At 61.5% G+C, this 13572-nt stretch carries 10 protein-coding genes; 7 read left to right on the top strand and 3 right to left on the bottom strand.

All coding sequences use genetic code 11. The features are described 5' to 3' along the window. Positions 1-236: 236 nt before the first annotated feature. The 6 genes from ACFOTD_RS27620 to lipB all read left to right on the top strand — a co-directional run bounded on the left by ACFOTD_RS27620 (position 237) and on the right by lipB (position 9613). The gene (locus tag ACFOTD_RS27620) at positions 237-2732 is read left to right on the top strand and encodes an alpha/beta hydrolase family protein (protein WP_378123178.1); all 2496 of its coding nucleotides are present in this window, start codon (positions 237-239) and stop codon (positions 2730-2732) included. Positions 2733-3565: 833 nt separating this feature from the next. After that, complete coding sequence (lpdA, locus tag ACFOTD_RS27625) at positions 3566-5005, top strand: dihydrolipoyl dehydrogenase (RefSeq protein ID WP_378123179.1); 1440 nt, start codon at positions 3566-3568, stop codon at positions 5003-5005. A 261-nt stretch (positions 5006-5266) separates the two neighbouring features. After that, positions 5267-6295: a thiamine pyrophosphate-dependent dehydrogenase E1 component subunit alpha gene (locus ACFOTD_RS27630; protein WP_378123181.1), complete on the top strand. Its 1029-nt coding sequence runs from the start codon at positions 5267-5269 to the stop codon at positions 6293-6295. A gap of 3 nt (positions 6296-6298) precedes the next feature. Then, positions 6299-7285, top strand: a complete 987-nt coding sequence (locus ACFOTD_RS27635; RefSeq protein WP_378123183.1) for an alpha-ketoacid dehydrogenase subunit beta — start codon at positions 6299-6301, stop codon at positions 7283-7285. Positions 7286-7340: 55 nt separating this feature from the next. Beyond that, the gene (locus tag ACFOTD_RS27640) at positions 7341-8747 is read left to right on the top strand and encodes a dihydrolipoamide acetyltransferase family protein (RefSeq protein WP_378123257.1); all 1407 of its coding nucleotides are present in this window, start codon (positions 7341-7343) and stop codon (positions 8745-8747) included. Between the two features lie 155 nt (positions 8748-8902). After that, entirely contained in the window at positions 8903-9613 is a 711-nt protein-coding gene (gene lipB / locus ACFOTD_RS27645; protein WP_378123185.1) for a lipoyl(octanoyl) transferase LipB, read from the top strand. Here lipB and prli42 read toward each other — a convergent pair. Further along, complete coding sequence (gene prli42 / locus ACFOTD_RS27650; RefSeq protein ID WP_090113023.1) at positions 9576-9674, bottom strand: stressosome-associated protein Prli42; 99 nt, start codon at positions 9672-9674, stop codon at positions 9576-9578. The genes lipB and prli42 overlap by 38 nt on opposite strands. 85 nt (positions 9675-9759) lie before the next feature. Here prli42 and ACFOTD_RS27655 point away from each other — a divergent pair, with 85 nt between their 5' ends. Further along, positions 9760-10890 (top strand): M20/M25/M40 family metallo-hydrolase, encoded by a 1131-nt coding sequence (locus ACFOTD_RS27655; RefSeq protein WP_378123186.1) that lies wholly within the window; start codon positions 9760-9762, stop codon positions 10888-10890. Positions 10891-10999: 109 nt separating this feature from the next. Here the strand turns inward: ACFOTD_RS27655 and ACFOTD_RS27660 are convergent, their stop codons facing one another. Together ACFOTD_RS27660 and ACFOTD_RS27665 are read right to left on the bottom strand one after the other, a co-directional pair. Beyond that, positions 11000-11959 carry a serine hydrolase domain-containing protein gene (locus ACFOTD_RS27660; RefSeq protein WP_378123258.1) on the bottom strand — a complete coding sequence of 320 codons (960 nt, stop codon included), beginning with the start codon at positions 11957-11959 and terminating at the stop codon, positions 11000-11002. Positions 11960-12003: 44 nt separating this feature from the next. Beyond that, positions 12004-13560: a DHA2 family efflux MFS transporter permease subunit gene (locus ACFOTD_RS27665; protein ID WP_378123187.1), complete on the bottom strand. Its 1557-nt coding sequence runs from the start codon at positions 13558-13560 to the stop codon at positions 12004-12006. Positions 13561-13572: the final 12 nt, after the last annotated feature.

Genomic DNA, 13572 nt, shown 5'->3' on the forward strand with positions numbered 1-13572 from the left:
TTCGTTCTGCTAATTGGATTTCGACGGCCGTATCCTATTTCCTTGCGAAAGGCGGCTCAGCGCAGAAATGCAAACTATTTCGCAGCCTGTCGGGGTGCGGGCGGGGGAGGGACATGGTACGATTTGCGCATCGAACCGCCGCGGGCGGCTCACGGGCAAGCTTCCGCAGTCCTTAGGCGACTTTTGTGGGATGCAGAGCCGGCACGATGAAGGCGCGAGAGGAGACGACCATTCGGATGAGAGAACTGAACGCGAACGCCGACACGCTTTATGCGGCGGTGGGCAAACCTATCGTCGATGACCGCCGGTCGGGCGACCGGCTGAGCGTCCCCGTCCACGAACGGATAGTAGGGCGCTCGCTGGGGCTTGCGGCGTATCGCGAGGATGCGGCGGGCAACGTTTTTTTCGAGCCGCCGTCCTATTGCGACGATTCGAAAAGCTACTTCGTCGAAGGGGGTAAAGGCGGGACCGCGCGGATGGTATGTCTGGACTGGCTGAACGATTTTCCGGTTGCGACGCACTGGGATGCTTCGCTGAACGGCGGCGGAGGAGGCATGCGCGCAGGGGGCGTGGACGGGCTTGGCCGCTTGATCTGGGACGCGGAGGCTGGAGCCGCGCAGAGCCGTCTCGATCTGGCGGACTCCGATCCGGACAGCCCTTATCTATACGCGTCGGACCGCAGCGGACTGGTCGCGGAAGACTGGGCCCATCCTGGCGGCGAGGCACTTCGCGCGCCTTCTCTTGACCGGTACATCGGCGCCGGTTACAGCTTGTTCGGGGTGGAGGAAGAGATTGCGCTCCGGCTGTCGGACGATATGCTGGAAGCGTTCGGTTATCCCGTCGTCTTCCGCAATGCCGCGCCGGAAGGACCCGGTCCGCTGCGGCATGTCGAGGCGTTTCAGATCGTCAGCGGGCACCGGCTGGGCCGATTCGGCGACCCGCCGCACCTGGCCTCCTTTATTTTGCCGCCGGGCTGGCCCGGCGAGACGGAGGCTGCCTACCCGGCCGTGTTCTCCGGCTATTACGACCTGAACGAGAGCACGTTCGCGGCTTGCGGCCCGCCGTTGCTCCGCATGATCGGCCGGACGCTAACGGAAACGGGAAAATCCGCGGTCGGCATTTTGTGGAACGGCGGCGGCGCGATCGGCACCCGAACGCAGCATGCCTCCGCTTTTGCGCAGATGAATGCGTTGTTCGGCGCGGCTTCGGACGCCTACCGCGTCGATGCCGACCGCATCGTCGCGGTAGGCGGTTCGCGCGGCGGGCTGACGGCGCTGCTCGCCGCGAGCAATCCCGAGGCGCGCGGTTACCGGATCCGCTACGCGGTCTGTTACGGGCCGCCGCTATCGCTATACGGCCGGGCCGAGCGGTTGCTGGACGCGACGTATCCGGCGCGGTGGCAGGCGATCTGCGGGGACACGGGCTTCAAGCATGCATGGTTTCCGGGCTGGCGGGACGCGGCAGGCAGAACCGCCGTCGAGCTGTACCGGGCGAACACGTTCGGCACGTCCGACGAAGCCGAGATCGGGGAGCGGTTCGCGCCGACGTCGGCGCGTTTGCTGTCCGCGCTGCGCGCCATGGGCACGCAGATCTGGCTGAATACGCCGACGCACGATCCGTTCACGGCCAGCAGCTCAGCTTTGACCTGGGCGGCCGCGGCGCGAGCGGCGGGCATCCCGCTCCAGCACGAGCTGGGATACCGGTACGGGCACAACAATTGTACGGATCCGTATGAGAACGCGTTGATTTGCCTGAAGGCTCTGGCGCTAGGAGAGCCGCTGGCGCTGGACGGCGTCAGTCAATACCGAAGGGCGGCGGCGAACGGAGCGGACTGGCGAAAGGCCGAACGCTTCTTACCTGCGGAGCCGCCGTTCTATTTCGAAGGGCCGAAGCGCGCGGTTGCAGGAATGACGACGACGCTTGGCATCTATGGCGTGCCGGGACGCAGGTATCGGCTCGCCGTGCGGTCGGTCGGCGGCTCGGACGGGGAGAGAAGCGGAGACATAGGCGGCGGGAAAGACGTGAAAGACGGCTTTGATGAGAAAGACAGCTATGACATGAAAAGCTGGAGCGGTAAGACGGACGAGGGAGAGAACAGGAAGGCGTATAAGAGCGAGAACGGGAATGCGGACAACGGCGAGGTCGGGAATGCATCCAAGAGCGAGAACTGGAATGCGGACAACGGCGAGGTCGGGAATGCATCCAAGAGCGAGAACTGGAATGCGGACAACGGCGAGGTCGGGAATGCGGACAACGACGAGTTCGGCAATGCATACAAGAGCAAGAACTGGAATGCGAACAACGGCGAAACCTGGAATAAGGCCGGCGACGATGCGCTTGGCGAAACCGACTCGAGCGGAGCCGGTGAGCATGTGCTGGCAGAAGGCGCGCTGCCCGCCGCGGCGCTGCGCGGCGGCAATTCTGCAGCGGAGCTGGCTTCCAGGATCGCCTTCACGGAGATTGCCTGGCAGGTGCCGGAGTCCTGGGGCGGCATGGCTTTCGTCTACGACCTTCGCGTGGAGGACGCGGAAGGCCGCTGGCGGCGAGTGCCGGGCGGCGGCGTCTGGCCTGGCGGCGATGCAGGAGCGCTGCCGGCGCATGATCGTCCTGCCGGAGAAGCGGCGCAGGCCCCTGACTTGATCGTGCTGCGGGAAACGCCAGACTTTACAAGCGGCGCATGGTTGTCGGCCACCATGAAGGACTTTGTAGGATGGGGACTTTCGGATGCGTAAAAAACGTCCTGATGGTTTTTCTCGAATTTATCGGCGATTGTTGGGCATGTAAGCGCGTATTTAGCATGCTGGAGCTTTCTGTCGCGTTGCGGGATTGAAAACCTGCCTTTATACAGGTATTTTCTCCGGACCGACGACACACCATGAAAAGGATGCAAATATACAGGTAAATTTAAAGCATAAGCCGGAAATCGGTTCGATACAGGAAAATAACTGCGGATTTGCAGGTATCCAGTCCAAAAGGGCAGACCTCGGCAAAAATAGCTGTAAATTTGCAGGCATTATCGCAAAAGAACGTCGCGGGCGACATTGGCCGACCCGTCGGTACGGCTAAATAACCGTAAGGGCGCTCCCCGACGGTTATTTTCTATGCACACAAAAGTATATCAGTTAGTCAAAATCCCGCCAAATTCGGAGGTTTGCCAAGTATTAGCTGTTTTTTTAGGTTCGGCGGAAATCCGGGACTAGAATTGCTAAAAAGCCACTTGATAAGCATCGGACAACCGACCATACCGCAAATAAATCCGTCAAACGCCGGCACGAAAAATCGCGCTTGCAAGTCCGCGATCGGCCGCTGCCTGAGGCAGGAAGGGCGCAGGGCCTCTGTTTCAATTCTTATTTTTGATGATTAGTTCGTCGCTAGCCCCGACCTAGCAGATTACTCGGTCTTGCTTAGCCGTGCACGCGCCCAGGCGGCTCAGCTTTTTTGTTGAGGCGCGAGGCGTTATAATGGGAGGACCAGCTGGAAGCGATCATCGGCGTTCCATTAAGCGGCGCCAAGCTCTATATACATATCCGTGCTGTTTCAAAGCCTAATTTCCGGAGGTACCTTCATGCCAATCGAAGTCGATGTCGCCATTCTCGGGGGCGGTCCCGGCGGTTATACGGCCGCCGTCCGCGCCGCACAGGCCGGACGAAGCGTCGCCATTGTTGAAAAGGACAAGCTGGGCGGCACCTGCCTGCATCGCGGCTGCATTCCGAGCAAGACGTTGCTCCGCAGCGCCGAGGTGTACGCGACGGTTAGGGGCGCAGCGGCTTACGGCGTCCGTCTGTCCGCGGCAGATGACGTCACCGTGGACTGGAGCGCAGTCATGAATCGCAAGGAAGACGTCGTCGGACAGCTCCACAAGGGCGTAGAGGCGCTGATGAAGCAAAACCGGATCCAGGTCATCCGCGGCGCCGGACGGCTGACCGGCCCGTCCATCTTCTCTCCGCGCGGGGGCGCGATCGCCGTAGAGCTCGAGGACGGAGAGTCCGAGACCGTCGTGCCCCGCCATCTGATCCTGGCGACGGGATCGCGTCCGCGCAAACTTGAAGGGCTGCCGTATGACGGCATGAACGTCGTAACGAGCGACGAAGCATTGACGTGGCCGTCACGGCCGGCCAGCGCGATCATCGTCGGCGGCGGCGTCATCGGCGTCGAGTGGGCGTCGCTGCTCGTCGACTTCGGCACGGCGGTGACGCTCGTCGAGACGGCGGACCGTCTGCTGCCCGGCGAGGACAAGGATATCTCGTCGGAGCTCGCTCGCCAGCTCGAGAAGCGGGGCGTGAAGTTGCGTCTTGGCGCCAAGCTGGACGCTTCGTCCTGCGTATCGGCAGAGGGAGGCGTCTCCGTGCGCATCGAGACGGCCGCCGGCGACGCCGAGACGCTCGAGGCGGAGCGCATGCTCGTCTCCGTCGGACGCGTCGGCAACGTCGAGAACCTCGGCTTCGAAAATACGGACGTCAAGGCGAGCGGCGGCTTCGTGACGGTCAACACGGCGACGCTGCAGACGGGCGAGCCGCACATTTACGCCGTCGGGGACGTCATCGGCGGCGTGCAGCTGGCCCATGCGGCGATGCACGAGGCGGAGGTCGCGGTTGCCCATATTCTCGGCCAGCCGATTCCCCGCACGCCCGACCGGGATGTGCCGCGGGCCATCTACAGCCGGCCGGAGGCGGCGGCTATCGGCTGGACAGAGGCGAACGCCAAGGCAGCCGGCTTCGAGACGCGCGCGGCCAAGCTGCCGATGCGCATTTTCGGCAAGGCGCTCGTCCAGGGGGAACCCGAAGGATTCGCGAAGGCGGTCGTCGACCGCAAGACGGGCGATCTGCTGGGCGTGCACCTTGTCGGTCCGCATGCTACCGATCTGATCGCCGAGGCTTCGCTAGCGAAGCTGCTGGATGCCGTGCCTTGGGAGATCGGCCGCGCCATTCATCCGCATCCGACCCTGTCGGAGGCGATGCAGGAAGTGATGCAGGCCGTCTCCGGCTCCGCCTCGCACGGTTCATAAAGGAAGAAGAGCCCGGCGCCCGCCGCGGCGCTTCGCGTTCGCGGTTTCGCCGGTTATTCAGGCGAGGCCGTTTTGCGTTGCGGGAACGGGAATGAGAGAAGCTTCCGAGACTGCTCGGCTAACCAACTTCGTCCGCGGTTTCTTTTTCGAACGTGCCGCTGTATAATAGGTTCTAGGTTCAAGTATTAAGACCAGGTTATAACACTAACGACAACTTCTAAAAAACGAAATTCTAAAACGAAGAGCCGGGAGGGACGCTTCATGACCCAAAAGGGCAGCTTGGATCAACAAGCGCGTCATCATGCGCTGGGATTGACCGACGAGCGGGCCGTCGCCATGTACGAGACGATGATGCTCGCGCGCAAGTTCGACGAACGCGGCCAGGTGCTGCAGCGCGCCGGGAAGGTAAACTTCCATATATCGGGCATTACGCAGGAGCCGTCGCAGGTGGCAATGGGCTTTGCCATGGACCTCGAGAAAGATTGGTTCCTGCCCTACTACAGGGATTACGGGCTGGTGCTGGCGATCGGCATGACCGTCAAGGAGTTGATGCTGGCGCTATACGGCAAAGGCGAGGACCCCAACAGCGCAGGGCGTCAGATGTCCGCCCACTTCGGCTGCCGCCGATTGCGCATCGCGACGGGCTCGAGTCCCGTGACGACGCAGGTGCCCCACGCGGTCGGCTTCGCGCTCGCCTCCAAGATTCGCGGCGAATCGTCCGTCGCCATCGTTTCGTTCGGCGAAGGCTCGAGCAACCAGGGCGACTTCCATGAAGGCTGCAACTTCGCGGGCGTGCAGAAGCTCCCCGTCATTTTCGTCTGCGAAAACAACGGCTACGCGATCTCGGTGCCGCTGTCCAAGCAGACGGCCGGCCGCATCAGCGACCGCGCGCTCGGCTACGGCTTCCCGGGCATCCGGGTAGACGGTCACGATCCGCTCGAGGTCTATCGCGTGTTCCGCGAGGCGCACGAACGCGCGCTCGCGGGCGAAGGGCCGACGCTGGTCGAGATCATGACTTACCGCGTCACGCCGCACTCCACATCCGACAACGACATGGCCTACCGTACCAAGGAAGAGGTCGACGAAAACCGCGGGAAAGACTCGCTGCCCACGTTCCGTACTTATCTCGAGGAGCTCGGGCTTTGGTCCGAGGCGCAAGAACAGGCGCTTCAGCAGCGCATCCGCAAGGAGCTCGACGAAGCGACGGCTTATGCCGAGCAGGCGCCGTACCAGTCGGCGGAGGACGCATTCCGCTACGTGTACGCCGAAGACAACGGGGAGGTGCGCTAACGTATGCCGGTTATCGAATATATCGACGCGATCCGATTGGCCATGAAGGAAGAGATGGAGCGGGACGACAGCGTGTTCGTCCTTGGCGAGGACGTAGGTCTCAAGGGCGGCGTGTTCGGCACGACGAGGGGATTGCAGCAGCAGTTCGGCGAGGATCGGGCGATCGATACGCCGCTCGCGGAATCCGCGATCGCAGGGGTCGCGATCGGCGCCGCGATGGCAGGCATGAAGCCGATCGCCGAGATGCAATACTCCGATTTCATGTTCCCGGCGGCTAACCAGATCATCAGCGAAGCGGCGAAGATCCGCTACCGCTCGAACAACGACTGGAGCTGCCCCGTCGTCATCCGCGCGCCGATCGGCGGCGGCGTTTTCGGCGGCTTGTACCATTCGCAGTGCACCGAGTCGGTGTTTTTCGGCACGCCCGGCCTCAAGATCGTCGCGCCGGCGACCGCGTACGACGCAAAAGGTCTGCTTATCGCCGCGATTCGCGATCCGGATCCCGTCATTTTCTTCGAAAATAAAAAATGCTACCGCCTCGTGAGCGACGAGGTGCCGGAAGGGGAGTACACGGTACCGATCGGCAAAGCGAACGTCATGCGCGAAGGCAGCGACATCACGGTCATCGGCTATAGCATGCCGCTTCATTTTGCGATGCAGGCCGCCGAAGAACTGTCCCGCGAGGAAGGCGTAGAGGCGCATATTCTCGATCTGCGCACGATTCAGCCGCTCGACCGCGAGGGGATCCTCGAGGCGGCCGGGCGCACCGGCAAGGTGCTGATCGTTCACGAGGACAACAAGACCGGCGGGATCGGCGGCGAAGTCGCCGCGATCATCGCCGAGGAGATGCTCTACGATCTCGACGCGCCGATCCGCCGGCTGTGCGGTCCGGACGTGCCCGCCATGCCTTACAATCCGGTGGGCGAAAAGCAGTTCATGCTGAACAAGGAAAAGCTGAAGGCCGCCATGCTGGAGCTGGCGCGATACTAGAACCGTCACGGGAAGGAGCTGAACGGACTTGAGCAAAAAGATTACCGAAATCATCATGCCGAAGCTGGCCGAATCGCTGGAGACCGCGACCGTCGACCGCTGGTTGAAAAAGCCGGGCGACTATGTCGAGATGTACGAGCCGCTCTGCGAGCTGATTACGGAAAAGGTGAGCGCCGAGCTGCCGTCCACGGCGCGCGGGGTGCTGGTCAAGGTGCTCGCAGGCGACGGCGAGACGGTGAAGGTAGGCAGCGCGATCTGCCTGATCGAGACGGAGGAGGCCGACGCCTACGCGGAGATTCCGGGCGGCGCGCTCGCCGCAGGCCTTCAGCCAACCGAAGACGCGGTGCGCGCGGCCGAACGCGAGGCCAGCGACAGGCCGGCGGCTTCCGCCGCGAGGCCTGCCGCGACCGGCGCCGCAGGTCAAGAGATGCGCCAGCGCTATTCGCCGGCCGTGCTGAAGCTGGCTGCCGAGCACGGCATCGATCTTGCCCGCTTGGCGGGTACCGGCATGGGCGGGCGCATCACGCGCGCCGACGTGCTGGCGGCCGCGGCGTCCGGCGGCGCTGCGGGATCGCAGCCGCCGGCGGGTTCCGCAGCGTCGGCAGCAGCAGCGCCGCCGACGGCTTCGGCACCGGCTTCGCCGGCCTCCGCTAAGCCGATCGAGCCGATGGATCCGCGCGTGCAGGTACGGTCGAGCGGACTTCATTTGTCCCAATCGCCGCGCATTCCGACGATCGAGGTAGAAGGGCACGAAGTGCCCGGACGCGGCGAATATTTCATCGACGTAACCCCGATCCGCAATACGATCGCGAGCCGCATGCGCCAGAGCGTGACCGAGATTCCGCACGCCTGGACGATGATCGAGGTGGACGTGACCAATCTCGTCGTGCTTCGCAGCAAGCTCAAGGACGAGTTCAAGCGCACGGAAGGCATCAATCTGACGTATATGCCGTTCCTCGTCAAGGCGGCCGTCGGCGCGATCAAGGATTATCCGATCATGAACTCGGTATGGGCGACGGACAAGATCATCGTCAAGCGCGACATTAATATGGCGCTGGCGGTGGGCACCGAGGATTCCGTCGTGACGCCGGTCATCAAGAACGCCGACCAAAAGAACATCGCCGGCATCGCGCACGAGATCGACGACCTGGCGAACCGTGCGCGTCACGGCAAGCTCAAGCTCGATCATATGCAGGGCGGCACGTTTACGGTCAACAACACGGGCTCGTTCGGCTCGATCCTGTCGCAGCCGATCATCAATTATCCGCAAGCCGCGATATTGACGTTCGAATCGATCGTGAAGCGGCCGGTCGTCATCAACGACATGATCGGCGTACGTTCGATGGTCAACCTGTGCCTGTCGCTCGACCACCGCATACTCGACGGCGTCATTTGCGGACGGTTCCTGCAGCGGGTCAAAGAAAACCTCGAGAGCTACAGTCTCGACACCAAGCTGTACTGATAGCAGGCTTAAACCCCAACTAAGAGAGGTCGCCCGGTGCGTGCAAGAAGCCGCGGGCGGCCTTTTGACATGGCTCTAAAGGCTGCTTCCCGCGTGTTTGCGACGACTTCGGGCTTGCGCTACAATAGGGAGGTTAAACGGGAGGCGAGATTTTCATGAGCATGCTGGACACGGCCAAGCTGGGCCGTATCGAGTACGGAGAAGCGTGGGATCTTCAAAAGACGCTGATCCGGGACATCGGCGCGGGGCAGCGCGGGGATACGCTGCTGCTGCTTGAGCATCCGCCGACCTATACGATCGGCACGGATCGTCATCCCGAGCATTTGCTGATGTCGCCGGAAGAGCTCGCTTCGCGCGGCATATCGGTATTCGAGATCGACCGCGGCGGCGATATTACCTATCACGGCCCGGGGCAGCTCGTCGGCTATCCGCTGCTCTACTTGGATGCGGAAGGCCTTGATTTGCATAAGTATCTGCGGGATCTCGAGGAGGCGCTGATTCGTTTGCTCGCGGAGTTCGGACTCGTCGGGGGCCGAAAGCCCGAGTATACCGGCGTCTGGATCGGCGACCGCAAGGTTGCGGCGATCGGGGTCAAATTCAACCGCGCGCGCGGAAGACGCGGCTTCGTGACGAGTCACGGCTTTGCTTTTAACGTGAAGCGGGGCGTCGAGCAAGAGGGGTTCGGCGGCATCGTGCCGTGCGGCATCCAGGAATACGGGGTCACCTCGCTCGAAGCCGAGACGGGCTTGACGCTCGAGGTCGACGAGATCGCGGAGCGGGTGCTCCCGCACTTCCGGGACGTATTCGGCTACGGGGACCTGCGGACCGTCACTGAAGCAGCGATCCGATCGACAGCAGCACGGTAGAGGCAAGCATGGCGATCAGCATGACGTAGACGACGATTTTAAACCAACGCGTGTTGTTCATCGGAACCATCCTTTGCGGCAATATAATGGAATGAGCATAATTATTATTTTAACCGATTTGACGCACGCTTACGAGGAGGATCCTTATGGTTCAAAAAGAACGGCTGATCGAGGAATTCATGGAACTGGTGCAGATCGACAGCGAGACAAAGCAAGAGCAAGCCATCCGCAAGGCGCTCATCGCGAAGTTCGAAGCATTCGGCCTCGAGGTGGAGGAGGACGACGTCGCCGACAAGATCGGCCACGGCTCGGGCAACTTGTTCGCTTGGCTGCCTGCGACGCCGGGCTCCGAGTCGGTGCCCGTGCTGCTGTTCACCTCGCATATGGACACGGTCGCGCCGGGAATCGGCGTCAAACCGAGGCTTGACGCCGACGGCTATATTCGCAGCGACGGCACCACGATTCTCGGCGCCGACGACAAGGCGGGCCTGGCCGCGATGTTCGAAGCGCTGCGCGTTCTGAAGGAATCCGGCGCATCGCACGGCGCCATCCAGTTCGTCATCACGGTCGGCGAAGAGTCCGGCCTGCTCGGCTCCCGCGCGATGGACGGCTCGCGCCTCAAGGCGAAGTTCGGCTATGCGCTCGACTCCAACGGCAAGGTCGGAGAGATTGCGGCCGCCGCGATCACGAATTCCCGCCAGTACATTACGATTCAAGGAAAAGCGGCGCATGCGGGCGTAAATCCGGAGGACGGCATCAGCGCCATCCAGGTGGCTTCCAAAGCCGTGTCCAAGATGAAGCTCGGACGGATCGACGAAGAGACGAGCGCCAACATCGGGCGTTTTGAAGGCGGCGGCGAAGTGAACGTCGTCGTCGACAAGATCAAGATTTACGCTGAGGTTCGCAGCCGCTCGAATGCCAAGCTCGACGCGCAAGCGGAGCTCATGCGCCAGGCGGTCGCGAGCGCCTGCGAGGAGACAGGTGCAACGTTCGAGTTCGTGAGCGAAGTGATCTATCCCGCTTACAGCTACACCGAAGCGGACGAAGTCATTCAGATCGCGAGCGCGGCGATCCGCAGCGTCGGACTGAGCCCAAGCTTGTTCTCGTCCGGCGGCGGCAGCGACGCCAACATGTTTAACGGCAACGGAATTCCGACAGTCAACCTGGCCGTCGGCTACGAAGATATTCATACGACGAAGGAACGGATCAAAGCCGACGACATCGTAAAGGTGACGGAGCTCGTCCTCGCGATCGTCGAAGAAGCCAAAAACCACTGATAGGTCCGCATTCTCGCGGAACGCGAAAAGCCCTTTCGGCCTCGATATAGAGGGCGAAGGGGCTTTTATTTGCTTTTTGTCGATTGACGCTCCTGATAAAGCAGTCCGCTTAGCCGTCGGCGATAATCGGCCCGATCAGTTCCGCGAAAAGACCTGGCTGCTTGCGCTTGCGGCTGTCCTGGGTCACGACGGCGACGAGCTCGGCTTCCGGGACGACATAAACGAATTGGCCGCCGAAGCCCTGCGCGTAAAAATAGTTGACAGACGCAATCGAACCGTCATCCGCCTGGTCGCTCGGAACGCTGCGTGTGGGTTTAAAGGTGCGGCACCACCAGTGCCAGCCGTACTCGCCTTCGTACGGCGGACTTGCCGAAGCGAAGGGGCGTACGGCATTATCGGCCAATTCGGCGGGAAACAGCCGCTTACTGTCCCATACCCCCTTGTGCAGCATGAGCTCGCCGAGCTTGAGCAGGTCGGCGGGGCGCAGACGCAATCCGAAGCCGCCGGTATGAATGCCTTGCGGATCGGTTTCCCACTCGTAAGCGTCAATGCCGATAGACTCGAATAGCGTCTCCTCGGCGAATCGCGCGACGCTCGTGCCCGCGGCTTCGGACAGGATCGCCGACAGCAGCTGAGAGACGCCGGAATTATAAGTCATTCGCGTCCCCGGCGAATCGGACAGCGGCTGGTTCAGCACATGCGTTACCCAATTCGTCTCGCGTGTCATGCGGGGGAAGGAATTAAGCCCGCCGAATTCGTCCCATCGGAAGCCCGCCGTCATCGTCAGCAAATGCAGCAGCGTCATGTCCCGCTTGCGAATATCGGCATCCGTCATGAACTGCGGGAAAAAGTCGGCTGCGGGGGTCGCCGCCGGATCCGGCAGCAAGCCGCGGCCGATCGCGATACAGAGCAAAGCGGACAAAACGCTTTTCGTGCAGGAGTTGATAATGGCGGGCTCCGTCTTGTTGCTAGGCTCCCGATAATGCTCGAACAGCAAGTGGCCCTGACGTTTGACCGAAAAGCTTCGGGGATTCAGCGACGCGATCGCCGCAGGCAGATGGTTCGTCATTGTGTGCAAGAGCGTTCACCTCGGCGTTCGTCGTTAACCTCATTTTACCCGATATGGTCGATCGAAGCTCGCGGGGAGGCTCCCGAATCAGATGCATGGTTCAATTCGGTTTTTTTCTCGTACCTCGCGTTACCGACCGATAACGCGACAAGCGCACCGGCGATCATGACGAACAGCGCCAGGATAAAGCCGTGGGAAATGGCGCCTCCAATCTCACCGCGCATAAAGGTAAGCAAATCCGCGGGCAGCTGCGCGGCGCCTTTAATGACCGTCTCCGGATTCGCCAGCGTGCCGGCTTGATCCGTTGGGATGCTGAACTTGGCGATTGCCTCCCGCGAGCTGTCTTTCAGGCTGGCATTTACGAGCACGGCCATGACGGAAGCGCCTATGACGCCGCCGATATTGCGCCAGAAGCCGACGACCGACGAGGAGATGCCGATATACTTAGGATCCACGGACATCGCGACCGCCGTTTGCCCAAGACTCATCAGCGGACCGATGACGCCAAGGCCGAGCAGGATCATGATGGCGATCACCTGCCAATAAGCCATATCGGCTGACAGATTCATGAGCAGGATAGCGGCGACGACGCCGAGCGCCATGTTAACGAATAAGACCGTGCGGAAGCGAAATCGTGCGACGAAAAATCCGGAGACGATCGCGCCGGCGATCAACGAAGCCATCATCGGCGTCAGAATGCCGTTGGAATTGGTTTTTCCCATGACGGCGGTCGCGTACAACGGGAGATAGGCGATGGCGGAAAACATGATGACGCCCTGGCAGAAGCAGAGCAGACTGACGCCTAGAACGAGCCTGTTTTTAAAAATGGTCAACGGAAGCATGGGCTCTTCGGCCTTCAGCTCCACGGCTATGAACGACGCTCCGGCGATCGCGCCCAAAGCGAACAACCCGATAATCTGCCAGGAGCCCCAGGCGTAACTATTGCCGCCGAGCTCAAGCGCCAAGAGCGCGGAGACGGTGGCGGCGACGAGCAGAACCGCGCCCCAATAGTCGATGCGCGGTTTTTTCTCCGCCTTCGATTCGCGCAGCGAAAATACGAGCACGAGCATCGAAGCGATGCCGATCGGCACGTTTACGTAAAAGCACCAGCGCCAGCTCATATGCTCCGAGATTAACGTGCCGAGCTGCGGACCCGCCACGGAGGACAGTCCGAATACGGCGCCCATCACGCCGGACAGCTTCGCCGCCTGCTTCGGATCGGCGAACAGCGTGAAGATGATCGAGAAGGAGATCGGGAACACGGACCCGGAGCCGACGCCTTGGATGACGCGAAACCAGATCAGCTGATCGATCGATTGCGCCATTCCGCATAGCGCGGAACCGAGAAGAAACAGTCCGATCCCGATTAGATAAAATCGCTTGCGTCCGAACATGTCGGACAGCTTGCCGAATATAAGCATCGTGCTGGTCGATGCGAGCATGTAGGCGGTGAAAACCCAAGATACTTTCTCGAATCCGCCGATGTTTTCGATCACTTTGTTCATGCTGGCGGACACGATCGTATTGTCCAGCGAAGCCATCAGAAGGCCGAGCGCCATGGACAATACGATGAGGCCCGTTTTTTTGGAAACCGTAGACATGGACGAGATCCC

This window comes from Cohnella sp. GCM10012308 (assembly GCF_042649185.1).
GTDB lineage: Bacteria > Bacillota > Bacilli > Paenibacillales > Paenibacillaceae > Cohnella.

What these genes read in the sequence shown, in the direction of transcription:
- ACFOTD_RS27620 (WP_378123178.1), top strand. Translation starts at nt 237, where the DNA reads ATGAGAGAACTGAACGCGAACGCCGACACGCTTTATGCGGCGGTGGGC.
- lpdA (WP_378123179.1), top strand. Translation starts at nt 3,566, where the DNA reads ATGCCAATCGAAGTCGATGTCGCCATTCTCGGGGGCGGTCCCGGCGGT.
- ACFOTD_RS27630 (WP_378123181.1), top strand. Translation starts at nt 5,267, where the DNA reads ATGACCCAAAAGGGCAGCTTGGATCAACAAGCGCGTCATCATGCGCTG.
- ACFOTD_RS27635 (WP_378123183.1), top strand. Translation starts at nt 6,299, where the DNA reads ATGCCGGTTATCGAATATATCGACGCGATCCGATTGGCCATGAAGGAA.
- ACFOTD_RS27640 (WP_378123257.1), top strand. Translation starts at nt 7,341, where the DNA reads ATGCCGAAGCTGGCCGAATCGCTGGAGACCGCGACCGTCGACCGCTGG.
- lipB (WP_378123185.1), top strand. Translation starts at nt 8,903, where the DNA reads ATGAGCATGCTGGACACGGCCAAGCTGGGCCGTATCGAGTACGGAGAA.
- prli42 (WP_090113023.1), bottom strand. Translation starts at nt 9,674, where the DNA reads ATGAACAACACGCGTTGGTTTAAAATCGTCGTCTACGTCATGCTGATC.
- ACFOTD_RS27655 (WP_378123186.1), top strand. Translation starts at nt 9,760, where the DNA reads ATGGTTCAAAAAGAACGGCTGATCGAGGAATTCATGGAACTGGTGCAG.
- ACFOTD_RS27660 (WP_378123258.1), bottom strand. Translation starts at nt 11,959, where the DNA reads ATGACGAACCATCTGCCTGCGGCGATCGCGTCGCTGAATCCCCGAAGC.
- ACFOTD_RS27665 (WP_378123187.1), bottom strand. Translation starts at nt 13,560, where the DNA reads ATGTCTACGGTTTCCAAAAAAACGGGCCTCATCGTATTGTCCATGGCG.